Raw genomic sequence first — 15,513 nt, 5'->3', positions numbered from 1 at the left:
GTGCTCGAAGGAGTAGAAACCGCCGATCTGCTTCGACCAGGTGCTTGCGTCCAGCGCTCGAGACGGGAGCGTCGTCCTTCCGCGGCCGGTTCACCCAGGAATCGAAGGCCAGCAGTGCCAGCGCTGAGACTCCGAACAGGACCGCGAGCACCGGGATGCCGGTGATCAGCGAGAAAACGGTGAGAACAAGCAGCGGTACGACTGGTAACCAGCAGAACGGATCGATCCGTCCTATGATCCCGGTGCGCTCGGCCCGGTCCACGTCAGATGCCATCACGACACTCGCTTCCACTCGTCGCCCTTGCCCCGTCCCGGAAAGCCCCGGTGCGGCTCGGCCCGGCGCTGATGATACGGACGCCACGGCAAGCTGCTGAAGCAGCCTCGCTCGCCGCCGGACCTCGTTGCACCGGTAGGTTTTTCCGTTGCTCTCCGTCCGGGCGCGACCGCTTCGAAGCGGTGCCGCGCCGTCAGGTTCGGGCTTCCCGGCGGAGCTGAAGTCGGAAACCTCCTTCGCTTCCCGCGCAACCGGAGCGGCCGGACCACCACTTCGCGACGGGACGGCGCCATCCGCAGACCGGAAGTCCGCGGGACTCCGCCCCCAGCAGTCCTACCCCGCGAGCACCGGCTTCGGTGCGGTGCGAGTCGAGCGAACCACTGCGCTGGGGATGTGAACGCCGAGACCTGGGAAATCGTTCGAGCGCGGCGAAATCTCCGCGGGAGGTCAGGTGGAAGAAACGTTCACCCTCATACGAGGACATTAACCCTTTCAGACTAGTAGCACTACATCTCTCTGCACACGAAGGCATGTCCAAGATCACTTGAAAGGGCCTAGTGAATCAAGATCAAGAGTAATATCGTTACCCACCGTAATTCAGGAGTCGCTGGTCTAGGCCGGTACAGCATTAAACTGATCGGGGTTGTTCATGCGCGTTGCCGGTGGCACGCTCGGTGAATTCACTACCAGTCAACTGCGTGACCTGTGCGAAGTTGTCGGTATCGAGGACCGGCATCCGGTCCGGCTGCTGGAGCAGCTGCTCAGCACCGCGGCGAGCCGTCCACTGACCGAACCGCCGTTGTGGCCATCCGATGTGGCTGACGATGCAACACCAATCGAATTCTCCGTACAGTTCGACGACAACGGACAGCGGCACCTCCGCATCCTGGCCGAAACCATCGCTGCGCAGCCCAGCGCCAGCGCCAATCTGCAAGCTGCGCAAGAGTTCTTGGACAACGTGTCGCGGGAATACGACCTAGCGCTGGACCGACTCCGCTCGGTCCAGGAGCTCTTCCTCGCCGAAGAACCGCAGGGGAAGTTCGCCTGGTGGTATTCCTTCATTTTCAGCCCGGGCAAAGAACCCAAGTTCAAGGTGTACTTCAACCCGGAAGTGCACGGCCCGGAACGTTCCAGGGAAATCGTCGCTGACTCGCTCGACCGCCTCGGCCTGCACGAGGCGTACCAGACCGTGGAGAAGTACGCGCTGCAGCGCGGCGACAAGGACCACTTCGCCTTCTTCGCCGTGGACCTGGACCACAGCCCGCAATCCCGGGTCAAGATCTACGTGGCCCAGGAAGAAGCCAGCGCCGCCGTCGCCGAACGAGCTGCTGCCGCGGTCCCCGGGATCGACCCCGGGCAAGCCGGGAAGTTCTGTTCGCTGCTGGGCGGCGACACCGAGATCTTCGCCGGTCGACCACTCGTTTCCAGCTACTCCTTCGTCGAAGGGGACACCTCGACCCCCAGCAACTACAGCGTTTACGTTCCCATTCGGGACTACGTCCCCCATGACGGAGTGGCCCGGGAACGGGTGCTGGACACCCTTCCGCAGTTCGGCGTCGAACCCACCGGGTTGGACGAGATGATCGCCGCTGTGCGCAACCGACCGCTGGAGGCGAATTCCGGGATCATCGCGCACGTTTCACTGCGGATGAGCGCCAGCACCATCGGAAGCACCGTCTACTTGTCCTCGGAAGCGTACGGAGGAACTCCGCGGTGACTTCAAGCCCGCTGGTGATGACCTTTCACCAGCGGGCTCCTTTGTGCTCATCGGTGAGCGCAGGAAATTCGAGGGAGAAACGCCAAATGCCTTACCTGAGGCCATTCGTTGCCGCCGTTGTGCGCCCCATCCCGATCACCACGCGGGAGCAGCGGATCCAAGAACTGGACCGGGCCGGGCACAATCCTTTCAACATCCCCGCCGACATGGTCAGCCTCGACCTGCTGTCGGACTCCGGGACGGGGGCCGTCTCGATCGACCAGCAGGCTTGGGCGCAACGGGCCGACGAGCGCTATGCCGGAGCGGAATCGTTCTACCGGTTCCGGGAAGCGGTGCGCGACATCGTCCCCTACCGGCACATCCTTCCCGTCCACCAAGGACGAGCTGCGGAGCGGGTGCTGTTCTCCGCTCTGCTCGGACCGGGCAAGATCAGCATCAGCAATACCCATTTCGACACGACTCGGGCCAATGTGGAACGGCTCGGTGCGCAAGCCCTCGACCTCCCCTGCCCGGAAGCCAGCGATCTCGACAGCGAAGAACCGTTCAAGGGGAACATCGACCTGGAGGCGTTGAAGAACGTCCTCTCCGGACCGGATGGGCACCGGGTCGGACAGATCCTGCTCACCATCACCAACAACGGCGGCGGTGGCCAACCGGTCTCGATCGCCAACATCGAAGCGGCCAGTGCCATCGCCCGGTCCCACGGCGTTCCGCTGATCCTGGACGCCGCGCGGTTCGCCGAGAACGCCTGGCTCGTCACCCGCCGAGAACCCGGTTACCAGGACTGGACGCCGCGGGACGTCGCTCGGCGAGCTTTCGAACTGGCCGACGGTGCGATAGCCAGTCTGAAGAAGGACGGGCTCTCCCCCGAAGGCGCGTTCATCGGGGTGCACGACTCCGAACTCGCAGACCGGTGCGAGGTCGACGTCATCGCCACCGAAGGGTTCCGGACTTACGGCGGGCTGACCGGGCACACCCTGGAAATCCTGGCCCAGGGTCTGCGCGAAGTGCTGGACCCGCACTACCTGGCCGACCGCGAGCGGGAAGCGTCCTTCCTGGCCGAGTGCGCGCGCAACGCCGGGGTGAGCACTGTGCAGCCCGCCGGCCTGCACGGGATCTACCTCAACGCCGGGCGGTTGCTGCCGCACCTGGGGCCCGAGCAGTTCCCCGGGCACGCACTGGCCTGCGCGCTGTACCGGGAAGGCGGCATCCGCTGCTCGGAACTCGGCTCGCTGTACCTGGGGGAGTTGAACGAGCACAACCAGCTGGTCAAGCCCGCTCCGTTCGAGTTGGTCCGGCTCGCCCTCCCGCGCCGGGTGTACGACCACAGCCACTGGGAGTACGTGGGTGAGGTCCTGGCCGAGATCGCCAAGGACCCGGAGCAGGTGCCCGGTTACCGGATCACGCACGCTCCCAAGGTGCTGCGGCACTTCCGCTGCCGCACCGAGCCGGTGACGCTCTGACGATCCACAACGAAAACGAAGCCGGGCTGCGCGCGCAGCCCGGCTTCGTCGTTCCAGCTCAACTGACTTCGGCTGGAGCTGGAATCCGATCTATGGCGTGCCGAACCAAGGTCAACAAGGAGTTCTTGGCCGATTCGCGCTCCCGGGCATCGCACAGCACAACCGGGATCTCCGGCGAGATGACCAGCGCTTCTCTGACCTCTTCCGGCTCGTACCGGTAGGCGTCGTCGAAGCAGTTGACCGCCACGATGAACGGGATACCGCGTCGTTCGAAGAAGTCGACGGAGGCGAAGCCGTCCTCTAGCTTGCGCGTGTCCACCAGCACCACGGCACCGACAGCACCGAGCGCCAGGTCGTTCCACAGCGGCCAGAACCGGTTCTGCCCCGGCGCCCCGAACAAGTACAGCACGATCTCGTCGGAGATCGTGATGCGACCGAAGTCCAGGGCGACCGTTGTCGTTTCCTTGCGCTCCAGGCCGCTGAGGTCGTCCACGCCCTCGCTGGCGACGGTCATCTCTTCCTCGGTGGTCAGCGGCGGAATTTCACTGACCGCACCGACGAAAGTCGTTTTCCCGACGCCGAAGCCGCCCGCCACGACCAGCTTCACCGGAATAGGCGCAGCGTTGTCCTTTCCCGGGGCGCGGGTTCCGGGATGGCTAGAGTCTGCAAAGCCCACGGTATACCTGCTCCAAGATGTCTCGGCTGACTTCTCTACGAGGCGAGCGCACGAAGATCGCGCCATGTTCGAGCAGGTCGCCGCAAAGCACCCGGATCACACCCGAGGGTTGGGCCATCATCGCGGAGAGCTCCGCGATGGACACCGGCCGGTAGCACGTGTCCAATATGCGCTTGTGTTCCGGGGTGAGCTCGAGCCGCGGCGTTTCCGGCCGGGGCTCGACGGTGACGACCTGCGTGGCCTGATCGAGCCGCGTGCGATTGCTTGGGGTTCGGCCACGCGTGATCGTGTAGGGCCGGACTATAGGTCCCGCTTCCTCGTCATACCACGCCTCGTCCATGGTCAGGTCCTTTCTGCTACAGCACCGTGCAGGTCGCGCGGAGCGGCAGTCAGGAAGTTCCCAACCCGGGTGACCAGTCGTCCCATCTCGTAAGCGACGAGCTCGATGTCCGCCTCTGGAGCGGTCAGCACTGACAGGCAGGCACCGCTGCCCGCGGCTGAAACGAACAGGAAGCCGCGTTCCATCTCGACGTGGGTCTGGGCCACCGCGCCGCGGTCGAAGTCCTTGCTCACCCCTTTGCCGATGCTGCGCAGACTCGAGGACGCGGCCGCCAGCTTGTCAGCCGAGTCGCGGTCGAGTCCGGCCGAGCTGGCGATGACCAGGCCGTCGTTGGACAGCACGATGGCGTGGTCGACGCCGTGCACGCCGGAAACGAAATCGTCCAATAGCCAACTCAGTTTCGATGCTGTTTCAGTCATGCCCACCTCACTTCTCGTCTGTTCTCAGGAGCGGTCCTCCGGACGGTTCTCGAAACCGCCCTTGAAGGCGCGCCGGAAGCTCGCCAACCGGCTCGGGGACGCGACGATGGACTGCTCCTCGGGATCGGGTTCTTCGCGCAGTCCCTCCGCAAGGTGTGTTTGCGGAACTCGCTTCGGCAGCGGTGGCCGTTTCGGGGACGACGCCTGGCTGTCCTCGCCCGACTGCTGAGACGCTTCCTGCCGCTGCTCGGGTTGCGGTGGTTGCGGTCTCTCGGGTTCGGAAGCCGCGGGTTCTACCGGCGGCTCGGCCGGCGGCCAGACCGTTTCCCGGGCCTTGGTCGCTGTGGTGTCGTCGGTGCTCGGCTTGGGGACGGAGGCGACGCTGAGGACTTGGCCGCTCCAGCCGTGCTCCCGCTGCCTCGGCATCGCCGGCACCGGCTCCGGCTCGGGCTGGTCCTGCTCGGGTTCCGGGTTCTCCAGGATGCGGTCGGGGAGGAGCACCGTGGCCCGGGTGCCGCCATAAGCGGAGACGCCGAACTCGACGTGGACGTCGCGGCGTTCTGCCAGCCGAGCGGCGGTGAACAGACCGAGCTGCTCGGCCTTGTTGTTCTCCAGCACCAGCCGGTCGAACTCCGGTGGATCGGACATCATCCGGTTCGCCCGGGCACGGTCTTCTTCGCTCATGCCCAGCCCTTGGTCGGCGATGTCGATCGCGACTCCCCGGGCCACTTCGGTGGCGTCCACGTGCACCTGGGTGTGCGGCGGGGAGAAAGCCGTGGCGTTGTCGATCAGTTCGGAGATGAGGTGGATCGTGTCACCGACAGCGGCACCGGAGACCGCGATGTCCGGCACGTGGCCGAGAACCACCCTGGAGTACTGGTCGATCTCGGAAATCGCCGACCGCAGCACGTCCATCAGCGGAACCGGCTTGCTCCACCTGCGGCCCGGCTGCTGGTCACCCAGCACCAGCAGGTTCTCCACCGTCCGCCGTGCCCGGGTGGTGGAGTTGTCCAGCTCGTAGAGCCGGGCCAACTGGCCGGAGTTCTCCTCGTTGCGCTCCAGGACGTCGATCGTGCCGTGCATCTGGCGCAGCAGTCGCTGGATGCGGCGCGCCATGCCGACGAACACCACTCGGGCGCCCTGCCGGGCACGGCTCTCCCCGACCGCGGCCTCCACGGCCTCCTGCTGGAAGGTGCGGATAGCGTGCGCCACCTGGCCGATCTCGTCGTTTCCGTAGTGCTGGAGGCTGGAAGTCTCCTGCTCGACGTCGACGTGCTTGCCTTCGCGGATCCGGTTGACCAGTTCCGGCAATCGCCGCGCCATCTCCAGCGACACGTTGCGCAGCCCCCGCAGACGGGTGAGCAGCGCCTCGTCCACGACGCTGCGGTAGAGGCGGCTGGTGAAGAAGAACGAGACACCGGCGAGGGCCAGGGTGAGCAGGCTTCCCCACAGCACCGTCCACATCGTCTGGCTGCCGCTCTCCACGGTCTGCGCCGACACCAGGTCGGCCTGGTGCCGGACCAGCTGCGCCAACTTCTCCTGGACCTCGTTGGCGTTCTGCCGCCACTGGGCGGGGTCGACCGGCGGATTGCCCTGGTTCCACACGCCGTGGGCCAGGATGGCGTCTTCAGCCGCGCGAACCTGCTTCCATTCAGCAGAATCGGTCAGCTGCCGGTAAGCCTGGCGGACTTCCGGGACCACGTGGCTGGAGCTGTTCTGCAGTTCCAGCCGGTAGGCGCCGATGTAGTTGACCAACTCCCGGTACCGCTCGGCGTCCACCTGACCGGAGTTGAGCGCCGCGTTGACGATCGCCGCCTCGCGTGCGAACAGGTCCGAGGCGCGGAACAACGAGGTCGCGGCCAAGGCGCCCTGCATGGAGTCGGTGTCCCGGACGACGCGCGCCTGGGTGTCGAACAGGACGGTAGCGGCGTCGAACAGACCGTTGTAGTAGGTGCCGACTTCGGTCGGCGAGACGCTGCGGGAAGCGATCCGGGACCGCATCTCCGGCAGCTCGTCGAAGTAGTTGCTCAGCCTGTCCAGCGGCCTGCGAACTTCGTCCGGAGCCGAGCGCAGCACTGAATCGATGACGTCTTCCAGCTGGTCCAGGGACTGGTCGGTGCGGTTCTGCTGGACATCGAGCTCCGGAGTTCCAGCCAGCCCGCGGCTGACCGCGTCCATGCTGAGCTGGCGCTCCCGCTGAACGGCCTCCAGCGCGGACACGGCGGGCAGCGAAACCTCACGCACCGTGACGGCGATCTGCCGCGTGTAGACGGCGTCGAAGGCGAACACCGAGCAGCTGATCGCCCAGATGATGAGCACGACAATCCACGGAATGGCGACTGTCCACGTCAGCCGCGATTTGATCGAGGCGTCTTCTGCCTTTTCGCGGTATTTCCGTCTCAGAGGCCGTAAACCTGGGGAAGACTTCTCCTGGGTCGTCACTTCCACGCACTTTCCATCGTTCGTCCAAGCTCCGTCGTGGAGCACAAGACCATCTGCAGACGCATGCCGGAGCACACCTATGGACAGGCAGAAGCAATGAGGCCATCACGCCAGCCGCTAGCAGCCCGGGGAACGCCGTCCAGCGCGGCTCTCATCCGGCAGGTCCTCGATCCGAGTGATGCTGGAAGGTCTCCTTTCCACTACCCGACACCGGTGAGTTCGCACTCCCGCCTGCCACTCTTCCGTGGCCCCCGTGATGCGACGCACTGTAGCGGATGATGATCACCCGTTCGAGGGTGGCGTCGGGTTTCTCGCTGGGCAGCACGCGAACAACCGGAATCCTCGAGTTTCCCAGCGGAGTTTTCCCACAATGACGGGCGTCGACCGGGATTGGCAACTAACATCGGTCGGTTGCGCTGAACAGCACGTCCCGCTGGTGACCGCCCCGCACCACGCCCCACCCGCCGGATGTCGAGCGCGGCGGTCCAGGTCGACAACGCCTCGGCCACCAAAAAACCGGCTGGTGCCGGTCTCGCCGACACCAGCCGGTACCGCAACTCGCCCCCGCGTTCGATGTTTTCTCGATCACTGCCGGGCAACCGAACTGCCCGGTGCGGTCAACGGTGCGCAGGATCACGCGAAGCGATCGCGCAACTCCATCTCGAGCACCTCCAGCGAGCGACCGCGGGTCTCCGGCACCGCGCGGGCGACGAAGGTGATGGCCGCGAGCCCGACGACGGCGAAGACGAAGAACGTGTTGGCCACCGTGATCGCGTCGACCAGCACCGGGAACGACAACGCCACGAGGAAGTTCGTCAGCCACAGCGCCAGGACCGCGGCTCCCATCGCGAAACCGCGAATGCGCAGCGGGAAGATCTCCGAGAGCATCAACCAGGTGACCGGCGACACCGCTCCCTGCTGGAACGCCAGGAAAACCACCATCAGGGTCAAGATCACAAAAGCCCGGGCGGTCCCTTCCGGTAACACGAACGAGAACAGACCGATCAACACCAGGGAGGACGTCGTACCCACCAGGCCGGTCAGCAGCATCGGCCGGCGGTTGACCTTGCCCAGCAGGTAGATGCCCACGAACGTAGCGAGGACCGAGATGACGCCGTTGGCGATCTGCGCGGTGAGCGCACCGTCCCGGGAGAACCCGGCTCCGGAGAGGATCTGGGAACCGTAGTACATGATCGAGTTGACGCCGGTGATCTGCTGGACGACCGCGATGCCGAACCCGACGAACACCAGGCGCCGTATCCACGGGGTGGCGAGATCGGCGAAACCGCCGCTGCGTTCCTTCCGCTGGTTCTCGGCCAGCTGCTTGACCTCGGCCAGCTCCCGTTCCGCCCGCTCCGGAGGTCGCAGCTGGCGCAGCACGCCGAGCGCTTCCCCGAACCGCCTCTTGAGCGCCAGCCAGCGCGGGCTCTCCGGCATGGCGATCATGCCCAGCCCCAGCACGATCGCCGGCAGCACGGCGACCACCAGCATCCAACGCCAGACACCGAGCGAGTCCCCCCACAGATGAGCGATCAGCGCGTTGACGACGTAAGCGATCAACTGTCCACTGACGATCATCAACTCGTTCTGCGTCACCAAGCGCCCGCGGCGCTCAGCCGGGGAGACCTCGGCCAGGTAGGCCGGCACGATGACCGAAGCGCCACCCACCGCTGTGCCGAGCAGGAAGCGCGCGGCGACCATCACCGCGGTGTTCGGCGCGAACGTGCACGCCAACGTTCCGACCAGGAAGACCACCGAGAGCACCAGCAGCGTGCGGCGACGCCCGTAGCGGTCGGAGAACCTCCCGCTGTAGAAGGCGCCTCCTGCCGCACCGAGCAGCAGCGAACTGGTCACCAACCCCTCGGTGAAGGGCGTGAGACCGAGGTCGTGCTGCATGTACGGCAGGGCACCGTTGATGACCCCGGTGTCGTAGCCGAACAGCAGGCCACCGAAGGTGGCGATGAGCATGGTCAGCCAGAGTCGGCGGACGTGCGACCCGCTGCTCCTCGGCTGGACCTGCTCCACGGCGGATCTTCCACCAACCTCCGACATTCGCACCCCTTCCGGTGGCAGCGCCGACCTGTTACTCGGAGCACCAGCGCGCATGAACGACTTTCCCTCCCGTACGAACAACCTGATGCCGCAGCAAGCGGCTCGCGCTAGCGAAGTGAATCCGCCCACACCAGTAACGGGAAAAGCCGTTGCCGGCCGCTTCCAGTAATAGCACCAGATTCCCCGGAGATCACCTGTGCGATGCATCTCCGCGGATTCTCAGCACCGGCCCCGTGCCATTTCCCACATCTCCGCCGTTCGCGGAAAGGCGCTCCGAAACCGGAGGATCCGGCTCAAGCCCAAACTTTCGCCAGTGATCCACAGCACATTCGACGGGGAAAGCCGGTCGAGAACGAACTCCGGATCTCAGCGCCCCGATTCACCACGAGATTCCGCCGCCCTTCACCGCGCGGAATTCGAGCACGACTGCGACGCGGGAATTCCAATGCGCCAGGAATCGCAATTCCCTCCCAGCGGAACACCGCAATTCAACGGCACCGGAAAACGCGGAGCAACCACTTCAGCTTTCCGGTGTTTCCGGTGGGGCGTTCCGACCGCTGCGGAGCAGCCGGCTCCCCCGCGGCCGCGGAGCGGTCCCGACCAGCGCGCCACTGGGCCACCACCTCATCGGGATCAACAGTGCTCAGCGGAATGCGCGGACCGGACGGAGCGCGGAGCCACGCCACGACCCTCCTGTTGAGCTCGCCCACCACGTCCCGCACCGCCTGTTCGCTGCCCAAGTCCTGGACCTGGCTCGGCAAGCGCTCGATTTCCTTTCGCAACTGGAGGGGAGTCGGCAGCAGTGCTTCTGCGGACAGGCCCTCCCGCTCGACGTAGCTCCTGATCCACCACAGCTCGTCGTTCGGGTCGTGCTTGGGCAGCGGCTTGCCCGCCCCCGGGAGGTCGTCGAACTCGCCCCGCTCGGCGGCTTCCCGGATCTGGCGGTCTATCCAGGACTCGAACGTCAGGTCGGGAGGCTTCCGTTCCGTCATCGCCGCACCTCGTGTCACCCTCCGTGCGCCTCCAGCATACCGGCGCTCCCCGCGGTGAACACGCACGGTGACCACCGTGCTCAGAGCTCGGGGCGGCCTCACCCGGTCCACCGCCCGGCTGATCGGGACAGCGCCGCTCCTCCGGCGTTCCGGCTCGAGCGCCTGCCCCAGGTCCTCAAAGGACTTCGAAAGTGCTGTCGGCAATTGCGTGTCCAGCGGAGTGTTTGTGTCCGACACAAGTGGGTAAACGTTGGCGTAGCGAGCCTGAGAACCACATATGCGAGGTACTTCAGCGATGACCGCGATCAACCGCCTGCCCAAGCCAGTTGCTGAAACCTGGCAATGGCAAATGAAAGCCGCCTGCCGGCACATGAGCACTCAGCGTTTCTTCCACCCGGAGAACGAGCGGGGCAACGCACGAGCGCGCAGGGAGCAGAGGGCCAAGGAGATCTGCGCCCGCTGTCCGGTCATCGAGCAATGCCGGGAATACGCCCTGCAGGCCGACGAGCCCTACGGAATATGGGGCGGCCTTGGCGAACGGGAACGCTGGGAGATCATCGCGCAGCGCCGGGGGAACCGCAAGTACACCACTCGCCGGGCGAGCTGAGCCGCTCACCCCGCGCCCCACTGCGGGAGCGCTGACCGCAGCCGGCACCGATCCGCCTCCGTACCGCTACCGCGGGAACAGCGCGAGTGCGTGCCGACCACAGCCGCGCAAGACTGTGGCAATGAACAACCGAGTGCGGAGAAGAATTCGCGTCGCAGGAATTGTGCAGGGGGTCGGCTTCCGCCCGTTCACCTACTCGATCGCGACCGAACTCGGCCTGGGCGGGCACGTCAGCAACGACGCGCGTGGCGTCCTCATCGAAGCCGAAGGCGCCCCTGAGCGCATCGACCGATTCCTCACCGCACTGCGCGAGCAAGCTCCGCCCCTGGCGGTGATCGACCAGATCGACGTCGAGCCGCTCGAACCCCGGGGCGAATTCCACTTCCACGTCGCCGACAGCACTGCCGACGGCCCCCGAGCGGTTCTGGTCGCAGCGGACAGCGCGACCTGTTCGGACTGCTTGCGAGAACTCTCCGACCCGGCCGACAGGCGATTCGCCTACCCCCTGATCAACTGCACCAATTGCGGTCCCCGGTTCACCATCACCCGCGACGTGCCCTACGACCGCGAGCACACCACCATGGCCGGGTTCCCGCTGTGCGCCCACTGCCACCGGGAGTACCACGACCCGACCAACCGGCGGTTCCACGCCCAACCGGTGTGCTGCCCGGAATGCGGTCCCCGACTGCGGTTCACCGACGGGGCCGGGACACCGGTGGACGGCGACCCGGTGGAACTGGCCGCCGCGGCGCTGCGCCGCGGCGAGGTCCTGGCCGTCAAAGGGCTCGGGGGCTACCACCTCGCGGTGGACGCCACCAGCGAAGACGCCACCGGGGCGCTGCGCAAGCGCAAGCACCGCGCGGACAAACCGTTCGCGGTGATGGTGGCCGACCTCCACCAAGCCGCCGAATTGTGCCAGCTCGACCCCGCGGAGGAAGCCCTGCTCAGCTCCCGAGCTCGACCGATCGTGCTGCTGCGGCGGCGACCGCGCACCGACATCGCCCCCGCCGTGGCCCCCGGCAACCGGCGGCTGGGGATCATGCTGCCCTACACCCCGCTGCACCACCTGCTGCTGCGGAAGTTCCCCCAGCCGATCGTGCTGACCAGCGGGAACGTCTCCGACGAGCCGATCGCCCACCTGGACCAGGACGCCCTCGACAGGTTGTCGGGCATCGCCGACGCCTTCCTGACGCACGACCGGCCGATCCACATCCGCACCGACGACTCCGTGGTCCGGGTCTTCCGCGGCAAGCCGCAGTTCCTCCGCCGATCGCGCGGGTACGTCCCGGAACCGGTGCGGGTGCCCTGGACGTTCCCGGAGCCGGTCCTGGCCTGCGGTGCCGAGCTGAAGAACACCTTCGCCATCGGCAAAGGCCACGAGGTCTTCCTCTCCCACCACATCGGGGACCTCGAGGACTACCAGACCTACCAGTCCTACACCGAAGGGATCGCGCACTTCCGCCAGCTGTTCGGCATCGATCCAGCCGTCGTCGCCCACGACCTGCACCCGGAGTACCTGTCCACCAAGTACGCCGGTGAACTCGCCGACATCAGGCTGATCGGCGTCCAACACCACCACGCGCACATCGCTTCCTGCCTGGCCGACAACGAGGTGGACGGGCCGGTGCTCGGGATCGCGTTCGACGGGTTGGGGCTCGGTGCGGACGGGACCATTTGGGGCGGCGAGTTCTTGCTGGCCGACCTGGCCGACTACCGCCGGCTGGCGCACTTGGAGCCGGTCCCGCTGCCGGGAGGCACCACGGCCATCCGCCAGCCCTGGCGAATGGCCGTGGCCTACCTGGCGCAAGCAGGTGAACTCGCCGCAGAGCTCCCGGTGCTGCGCCGCAACCCGAGTTGGCGGCACGTGGCGGCGTTGCTCGAACAGCGCCCCCATTCCCCGCTCACCTCCAGCGCCGGCCGCTTGTTCGACGCCGTGGCCGCGCTCGTCGGTGTCCGGGACGCGGTCTCCTACGAGGGGCAGGCCGCGATCGAGCTCGAGCAACTCGCCGATCCCGCGGAGCACGGCAGCTACCCCGTGACCGTGACCGGCGGCCCGGTGCGCCAGCTGCGCGGTTGCGAGTTGATCAGCGCCGCGCTGGCCGATCTGCGCTCCGGAGTTCCGGTGCCGGTGATCTCCGCGCGTTTCCACAACGGGCTGGCCGCCGCGATCACCCGCACCTGCCGGTTGTTGCGGAACAGCACCGGGATCACCACGGTGGCCCTCTCCGGCGGCGTGTTCCAGAACTCCCTGCTGCAGCAGCGGACCACCGAATCACTGGAGGACCACGGCTTCCGAGTGCTGGTCCACTCCCGGGTGCCGGCCAACGACGGGGGGATCAGCCTCGGGCAAGCCGTCGTCGCCGCCGCGCAGCTCGCCGGCTAGCCAGCGGCCACCGGCAGCTGCGCTTCCAGCCAGCAGTACCACTGGTCGAGTCCGCTTCCCCGCAGCGCCGACACCGGCAGCACCCGCACCTGCGGATTGATCCGCCGGGCGTTCTCCTCGAACCGGCGCACGTCGAACGCCAAGTGCGGCAGCAGGTCGGTCTTGTTCAGCAGCACCACGTCCGCCGCGCGGAACATGTGCGGGTACTTCAACGGCTTGTCCTCGCCCTCGGGCACCGAGGCGATGACCACCCCGGCCTGCTCACCGAGGTCGAACAGCGCCGGGCACACCAGGTTCCCGACGTTCTCCACGAACACCACCGAACCGGCGGGTGGCTGCAGTTCCTCCAAACCGCGGCGCACCATGGCCGCGTCGAGGTGGCAGCCGGTGCCGGTGTTGAGCTGCACGGCGGAACACCCCGCCGCGCGCAGCCTGGCAGCGTCGAAATCCGTCTCCTGGTCCCCTTCGACAACGCCGACCGCGGCACCGGTGAAGTCGCGCAGGGTCCGCTCCAGCAGCGTCGTCTTGCCCGCCCCCGGAGAGCTCATCAGGTTGATGGCGACCACTCCGCGTTCCCGCAGCCAGGCCCGATTGCTCTCGGCCAGCTCGTCGTTCTTGGCCAGCACCCGTTGCTCGAGCGGGACCACCCGGGGCGCGCTGGACTGCTCGGTGTTCTCCGAGCAACCGCAGGTACCGCACATCCTCACACCACCTCCACGGCTTTGATCCGCAGCTCCTGCCCGGAGAGCACAGCCACATCGGCGCTTCCGCAGGAACACAGGACGATGAAGTCGTCGATCTCGAATTCCGCGCCGCAGCTGCGGCAGCGCCCTCGCCCGCTCGGTTCCGTGATCTCCAGGTCGGCTCCTTGCAACCGGGAGTCCGCGGCGACGATTTCGAAGCAGAACCGCACGGCATCCGGCACCACTCCGGAGAGCTTTCCGATTTCCAGGTGGACTCCCTTGATCTCGCCGTCGGGCACCGCGTGCAGCACCGCGTCCACAATGCTCTGGGTAACGCTCAGCTCGTGCATCAGCAGATTCGCGGCAACGGGTCGCCGACGAGGACGTCAACGATGCGCGTTCCCCCGAAAGCGGTTTGCGCCAGGACCATTCCCGGCGGCTCGGTGGTTATCCGCCCGATGATCGCCGCCTGCTCCCCCAGTGGGTGGGAGCGCAGCGCAGCCAGCGCTGCATCAGCTTGCGCGCCGTCGACGACGGCTACAGCGCGGCCCTCGCAGGCCACGTACAGCGGGTCTATGCCCAGCAGTTCAGCGGCCCCGCGGACCTCGGTGCGCACCGGAACGGCCTGCTCGTCGAGCAGCACTGAGACTCCGGCGGCCCGGGCCAGCTCGTTGAGCACGGTGGCCACCCCTCCGCGGGTCGGGTCCCGCAGCACCCGGACGCCGGGAACTGCCCGCAGCAGCCCGTCCACCAGCTCGTGCAGCGCCGCGGTGTCCGACACCACGTCGGAATCGATGTCCAGCTCACCTCGGGCGAGCATCACGGTGATCCCGTGGTCGCCCACCGGCCCGGAGACCAGCACGGCGTCTCCCGGCCGGATGCTCCCTGCCCCGAGTTGGTGTTCGGTTTGCCGCACTCCGATCCCGGCGGTGTTGATGTAGCATCCGTCGGCCTTGCCCCGCTGGACCACCTTGGTGTCCCCGGTGACCACTTGCACCCCGGCCCGGCAGGCAGCATCGGCCATCGAGTCGACCACCCGGGTCAGTTCGGCCACCGGGAAGCCCTCTTCGATGATGAAACCGGCGGACAGGAAGAGCGGTTTGGCCCCGCTGACGGCCAGGTCGTTGACGGTTCCGTTGACCGCCAGTTCACCGATGTTCCCGCCGGGGAAGAACAGCGGGGAGACCACGAAGGAGTCCGTGGTGAAAGCGATCCGCGACTGCCCCACGGCGAGCTCGGCGGCGTCGTCCAGCTTCTCCAGCAGTTCGTTCCGGAAGCTGTCCACGAACACCGCGTCCACCAGCGTCTGGGTGGCTTTCCCTCCGGAACCGTGCGCAAGCGTGATCAGGTCTTCCTTCACCTTCGGCTTGCGCCGACGCGCTCTCTCGATGCGGTCGAGCACTTGCTGCTCCCGGGGGTCCATACCGGCCGCAGCACTGCTCCCGGCCACTTCGCGGGAGGTCAT

At 66.7% G+C, this 15,513-nt stretch carries 14 protein-coding genes; 4 read left to right on the top strand and 10 right to left on the bottom strand.

All coding sequences use genetic code 11. From position 1 onward, the window contains the following. Positions 1-292, bottom strand: a 292-nt coding sequence (locus SREC43747_RS22050) for a hypothetical protein (RefSeq protein WP_236623250.1), incomplete at its 3' end; no start/stop codon positions are given. 796 nt (positions 293-1,088) lie between these two features. Here SREC43747_RS22050 and SREC43747_RS0117105 point away from each other — a divergent pair. Both SREC43747_RS0117105 and SREC43747_RS0117100 read left to right on the top strand, forming a co-directional pair. Further along, positions 1,089-1,991, top strand: a complete 903-nt coding sequence (locus tag SREC43747_RS0117105; RefSeq protein ID WP_269077929.1) for a tryptophan dimethylallyltransferase family protein — start codon at positions 1,089-1,091, stop codon at positions 1,989-1,991. A gap of 86 nt (positions 1,992-2,077) precedes the next feature. Then, the gene (locus SREC43747_RS0117100) at positions 2,078-3,454 is read left to right on the top strand and encodes a tryptophanase (protein WP_029722556.1); all 1,377 of its coding nucleotides are present in this window, start codon (positions 2,078-2,080) and stop codon (positions 3,452-3,454) included. A 58-nt stretch (positions 3,455-3,512) separates the two neighbouring features. Here the strand turns inward: SREC43747_RS0117100 and SREC43747_RS0117095 are convergent, their stop codons facing one another. The 6 genes from SREC43747_RS0117095 to SREC43747_RS19935 form a co-directional block, all read right to left on the bottom strand. Then, positions 3,513-4,061: a GTP-binding protein gene (locus tag SREC43747_RS0117095; RefSeq protein WP_029722555.1), complete on the bottom strand. Its 549-nt coding sequence runs from the start codon at positions 4,059-4,061 to the stop codon at positions 3,513-3,515. Between the two features lie 49 nt (positions 4,062-4,110). Further along, positions 4,111-4,470 carry a DUF742 domain-containing protein gene (locus SREC43747_RS0117090; protein ID WP_029722554.1) on the bottom strand — a complete coding sequence of 120 codons (360 nt, stop codon included), beginning with the start codon at positions 4,468-4,470 and terminating at the stop codon, positions 4,111-4,113. A gap of 2 nt (positions 4,471-4,472) precedes the next feature. Further along, the gene (locus tag SREC43747_RS0117085; RefSeq protein ID WP_029722553.1) at positions 4,473-4,889 is read right to left on the bottom strand and encodes a roadblock/LC7 domain-containing protein; all 417 of its coding nucleotides are present in this window, start codon (positions 4,887-4,889) and stop codon (positions 4,473-4,475) included. 24 nt (positions 4,890-4,913) lie between these two features. Further along, complete coding sequence (locus tag SREC43747_RS0117080) at positions 4,914-7,208, bottom strand: sensor histidine kinase (protein ID WP_051388117.1); 2,295 nt, start codon at positions 7,206-7,208, stop codon at positions 4,914-4,916. Between the two features lie 756 nt (positions 7,209-7,964). Further along, complete coding sequence (locus SREC43747_RS0117075) at positions 7,965-9,356, bottom strand: sugar porter family MFS transporter (RefSeq protein WP_037332420.1); 1,392 nt, start codon at positions 9,354-9,356, stop codon at positions 7,965-7,967. A gap of 515 nt (positions 9,357-9,871) precedes the next feature. Then, positions 9,872-10,375, bottom strand: a complete 504-nt coding sequence (locus tag SREC43747_RS19935) for a DnaJ family domain-containing protein (RefSeq protein ID WP_037332418.1) — start codon at positions 10,373-10,375, stop codon at positions 9,872-9,874. Positions 10,376-10,652: 277 nt separating this feature from the next. Between SREC43747_RS19935 and SREC43747_RS0117065 the strand changes: the two genes are divergently transcribed. Both SREC43747_RS0117065 and hypF read left to right on the top strand, forming a co-directional pair. After that, positions 10,653-10,982 carry a WhiB family transcriptional regulator gene (locus tag SREC43747_RS0117065; RefSeq protein ID WP_438646495.1) on the top strand — a complete coding sequence of 110 codons (330 nt, stop codon included), beginning with the start codon at positions 10,653-10,655 and terminating at the stop codon, positions 10,980-10,982. 121 nt (positions 10,983-11,103) lie between these two features. Continuing rightward, on the top strand, positions 11,104-13,365 hold the full coding sequence (gene hypF, locus SREC43747_RS0117060) for a carbamoyltransferase HypF (protein ID WP_029722547.1): 2,262 nt from the start codon (positions 11,104-11,106) through the stop codon (positions 13,363-13,365). Here the strand turns inward: hypF and hypB are convergent. Genes hypB through hypE form a run of 3 tightly spaced genes read right to left on the bottom strand, consistent with a single transcriptional unit; the run spans position 13,362 to position 15,513 of the window. Beyond that, a complete protein-coding gene (hypB, locus tag SREC43747_RS0117055) occupies positions 13,362-14,066 on the bottom strand; it encodes a hydrogenase nickel incorporation protein HypB (RefSeq protein ID WP_029722546.1) in 705 nt (234 codons plus the stop codon). The two genes, hypF and hypB, sit on opposite strands and share 4 nt — an antisense overlap. Before the next feature lie 2 nt (positions 14,067-14,068). After that, a complete protein-coding gene (locus SREC43747_RS0117050) occupies positions 14,069-14,398 on the bottom strand; it encodes a hydrogenase maturation nickel metallochaperone HypA/HybF (protein WP_029722545.1) in 330 nt (109 codons plus the stop codon). Continuing rightward, on the bottom strand, positions 14,398-15,513 hold the full coding sequence (gene hypE, locus SREC43747_RS0117045) for a hydrogenase expression/formation protein HypE (protein ID WP_081722659.1): 1,116 nt from the start codon (positions 15,511-15,513) through the stop codon (positions 14,398-14,400). Before hypE ends, SREC43747_RS0117050 begins: the two co-directional genes overlap by 1 nt.

It is taken from the genome of Saccharopolyspora rectivirgula DSM 43747 (assembly GCF_000497205.1).
In the GTDB taxonomy this organism is placed as follows: Bacteria; Actinomycetota; Actinomycetes; order Mycobacteriales; family Pseudonocardiaceae; genus Saccharopolyspora; species Saccharopolyspora rectivirgula.
This window is presented reverse-complemented; position numbering and strand designations above follow the sequence as displayed.

Coding starts and splice junctions, on each gene's coding strand:
- hypE (WP_081722659.1), bottom strand. CDS start 15,513: ATGACCTCCCGCGAAGTGGCCGGGAGCAGTGCTGCGGCCGGTATGGAC.
- SREC43747_RS0117090 (WP_029722554.1), bottom strand. CDS start 4,470: ATGGACGAGGCGTGGTATGACGAGGAAGCGGGACCTATAGTCCGGCCC.
- SREC43747_RS0117050 (WP_029722545.1), bottom strand. CDS start 14,398: ATGCACGAGCTGAGCGTTACCCAGAGCATTGTGGACGCGGTGCTGCAC.
- SREC43747_RS19935 (WP_037332418.1), bottom strand. CDS start 10,375: ATGACGGAACGGAAGCCTCCCGACCTGACGTTCGAGTCCTGGATAGAC.
- hypF (WP_029722547.1), top strand. CDS start 11,104: ATGAACAACCGAGTGCGGAGAAGAATTCGCGTCGCAGGAATTGTGCAG.
- SREC43747_RS0117100 (WP_029722556.1), top strand. CDS start 2,078: ATGCCTTACCTGAGGCCATTCGTTGCCGCCGTTGTGCGCCCCATCCCG.
- SREC43747_RS0117085 (WP_029722553.1), bottom strand. CDS start 4,889: ATGACTGAAACAGCATCGAAACTGAGTTGGCTATTGGACGATTTCGTT.
- SREC43747_RS0117065 (WP_438646495.1), top strand. CDS start 10,653: ATGCGAGGTACTTCAGCGATGACCGCGATCAACCGCCTGCCCAAGCCA.
- hypB (WP_029722546.1), bottom strand. CDS start 14,066: ATGTGCGGTACCTGCGGTTGCTCGGAGAACACCGAGCAGTCCAGCGCG.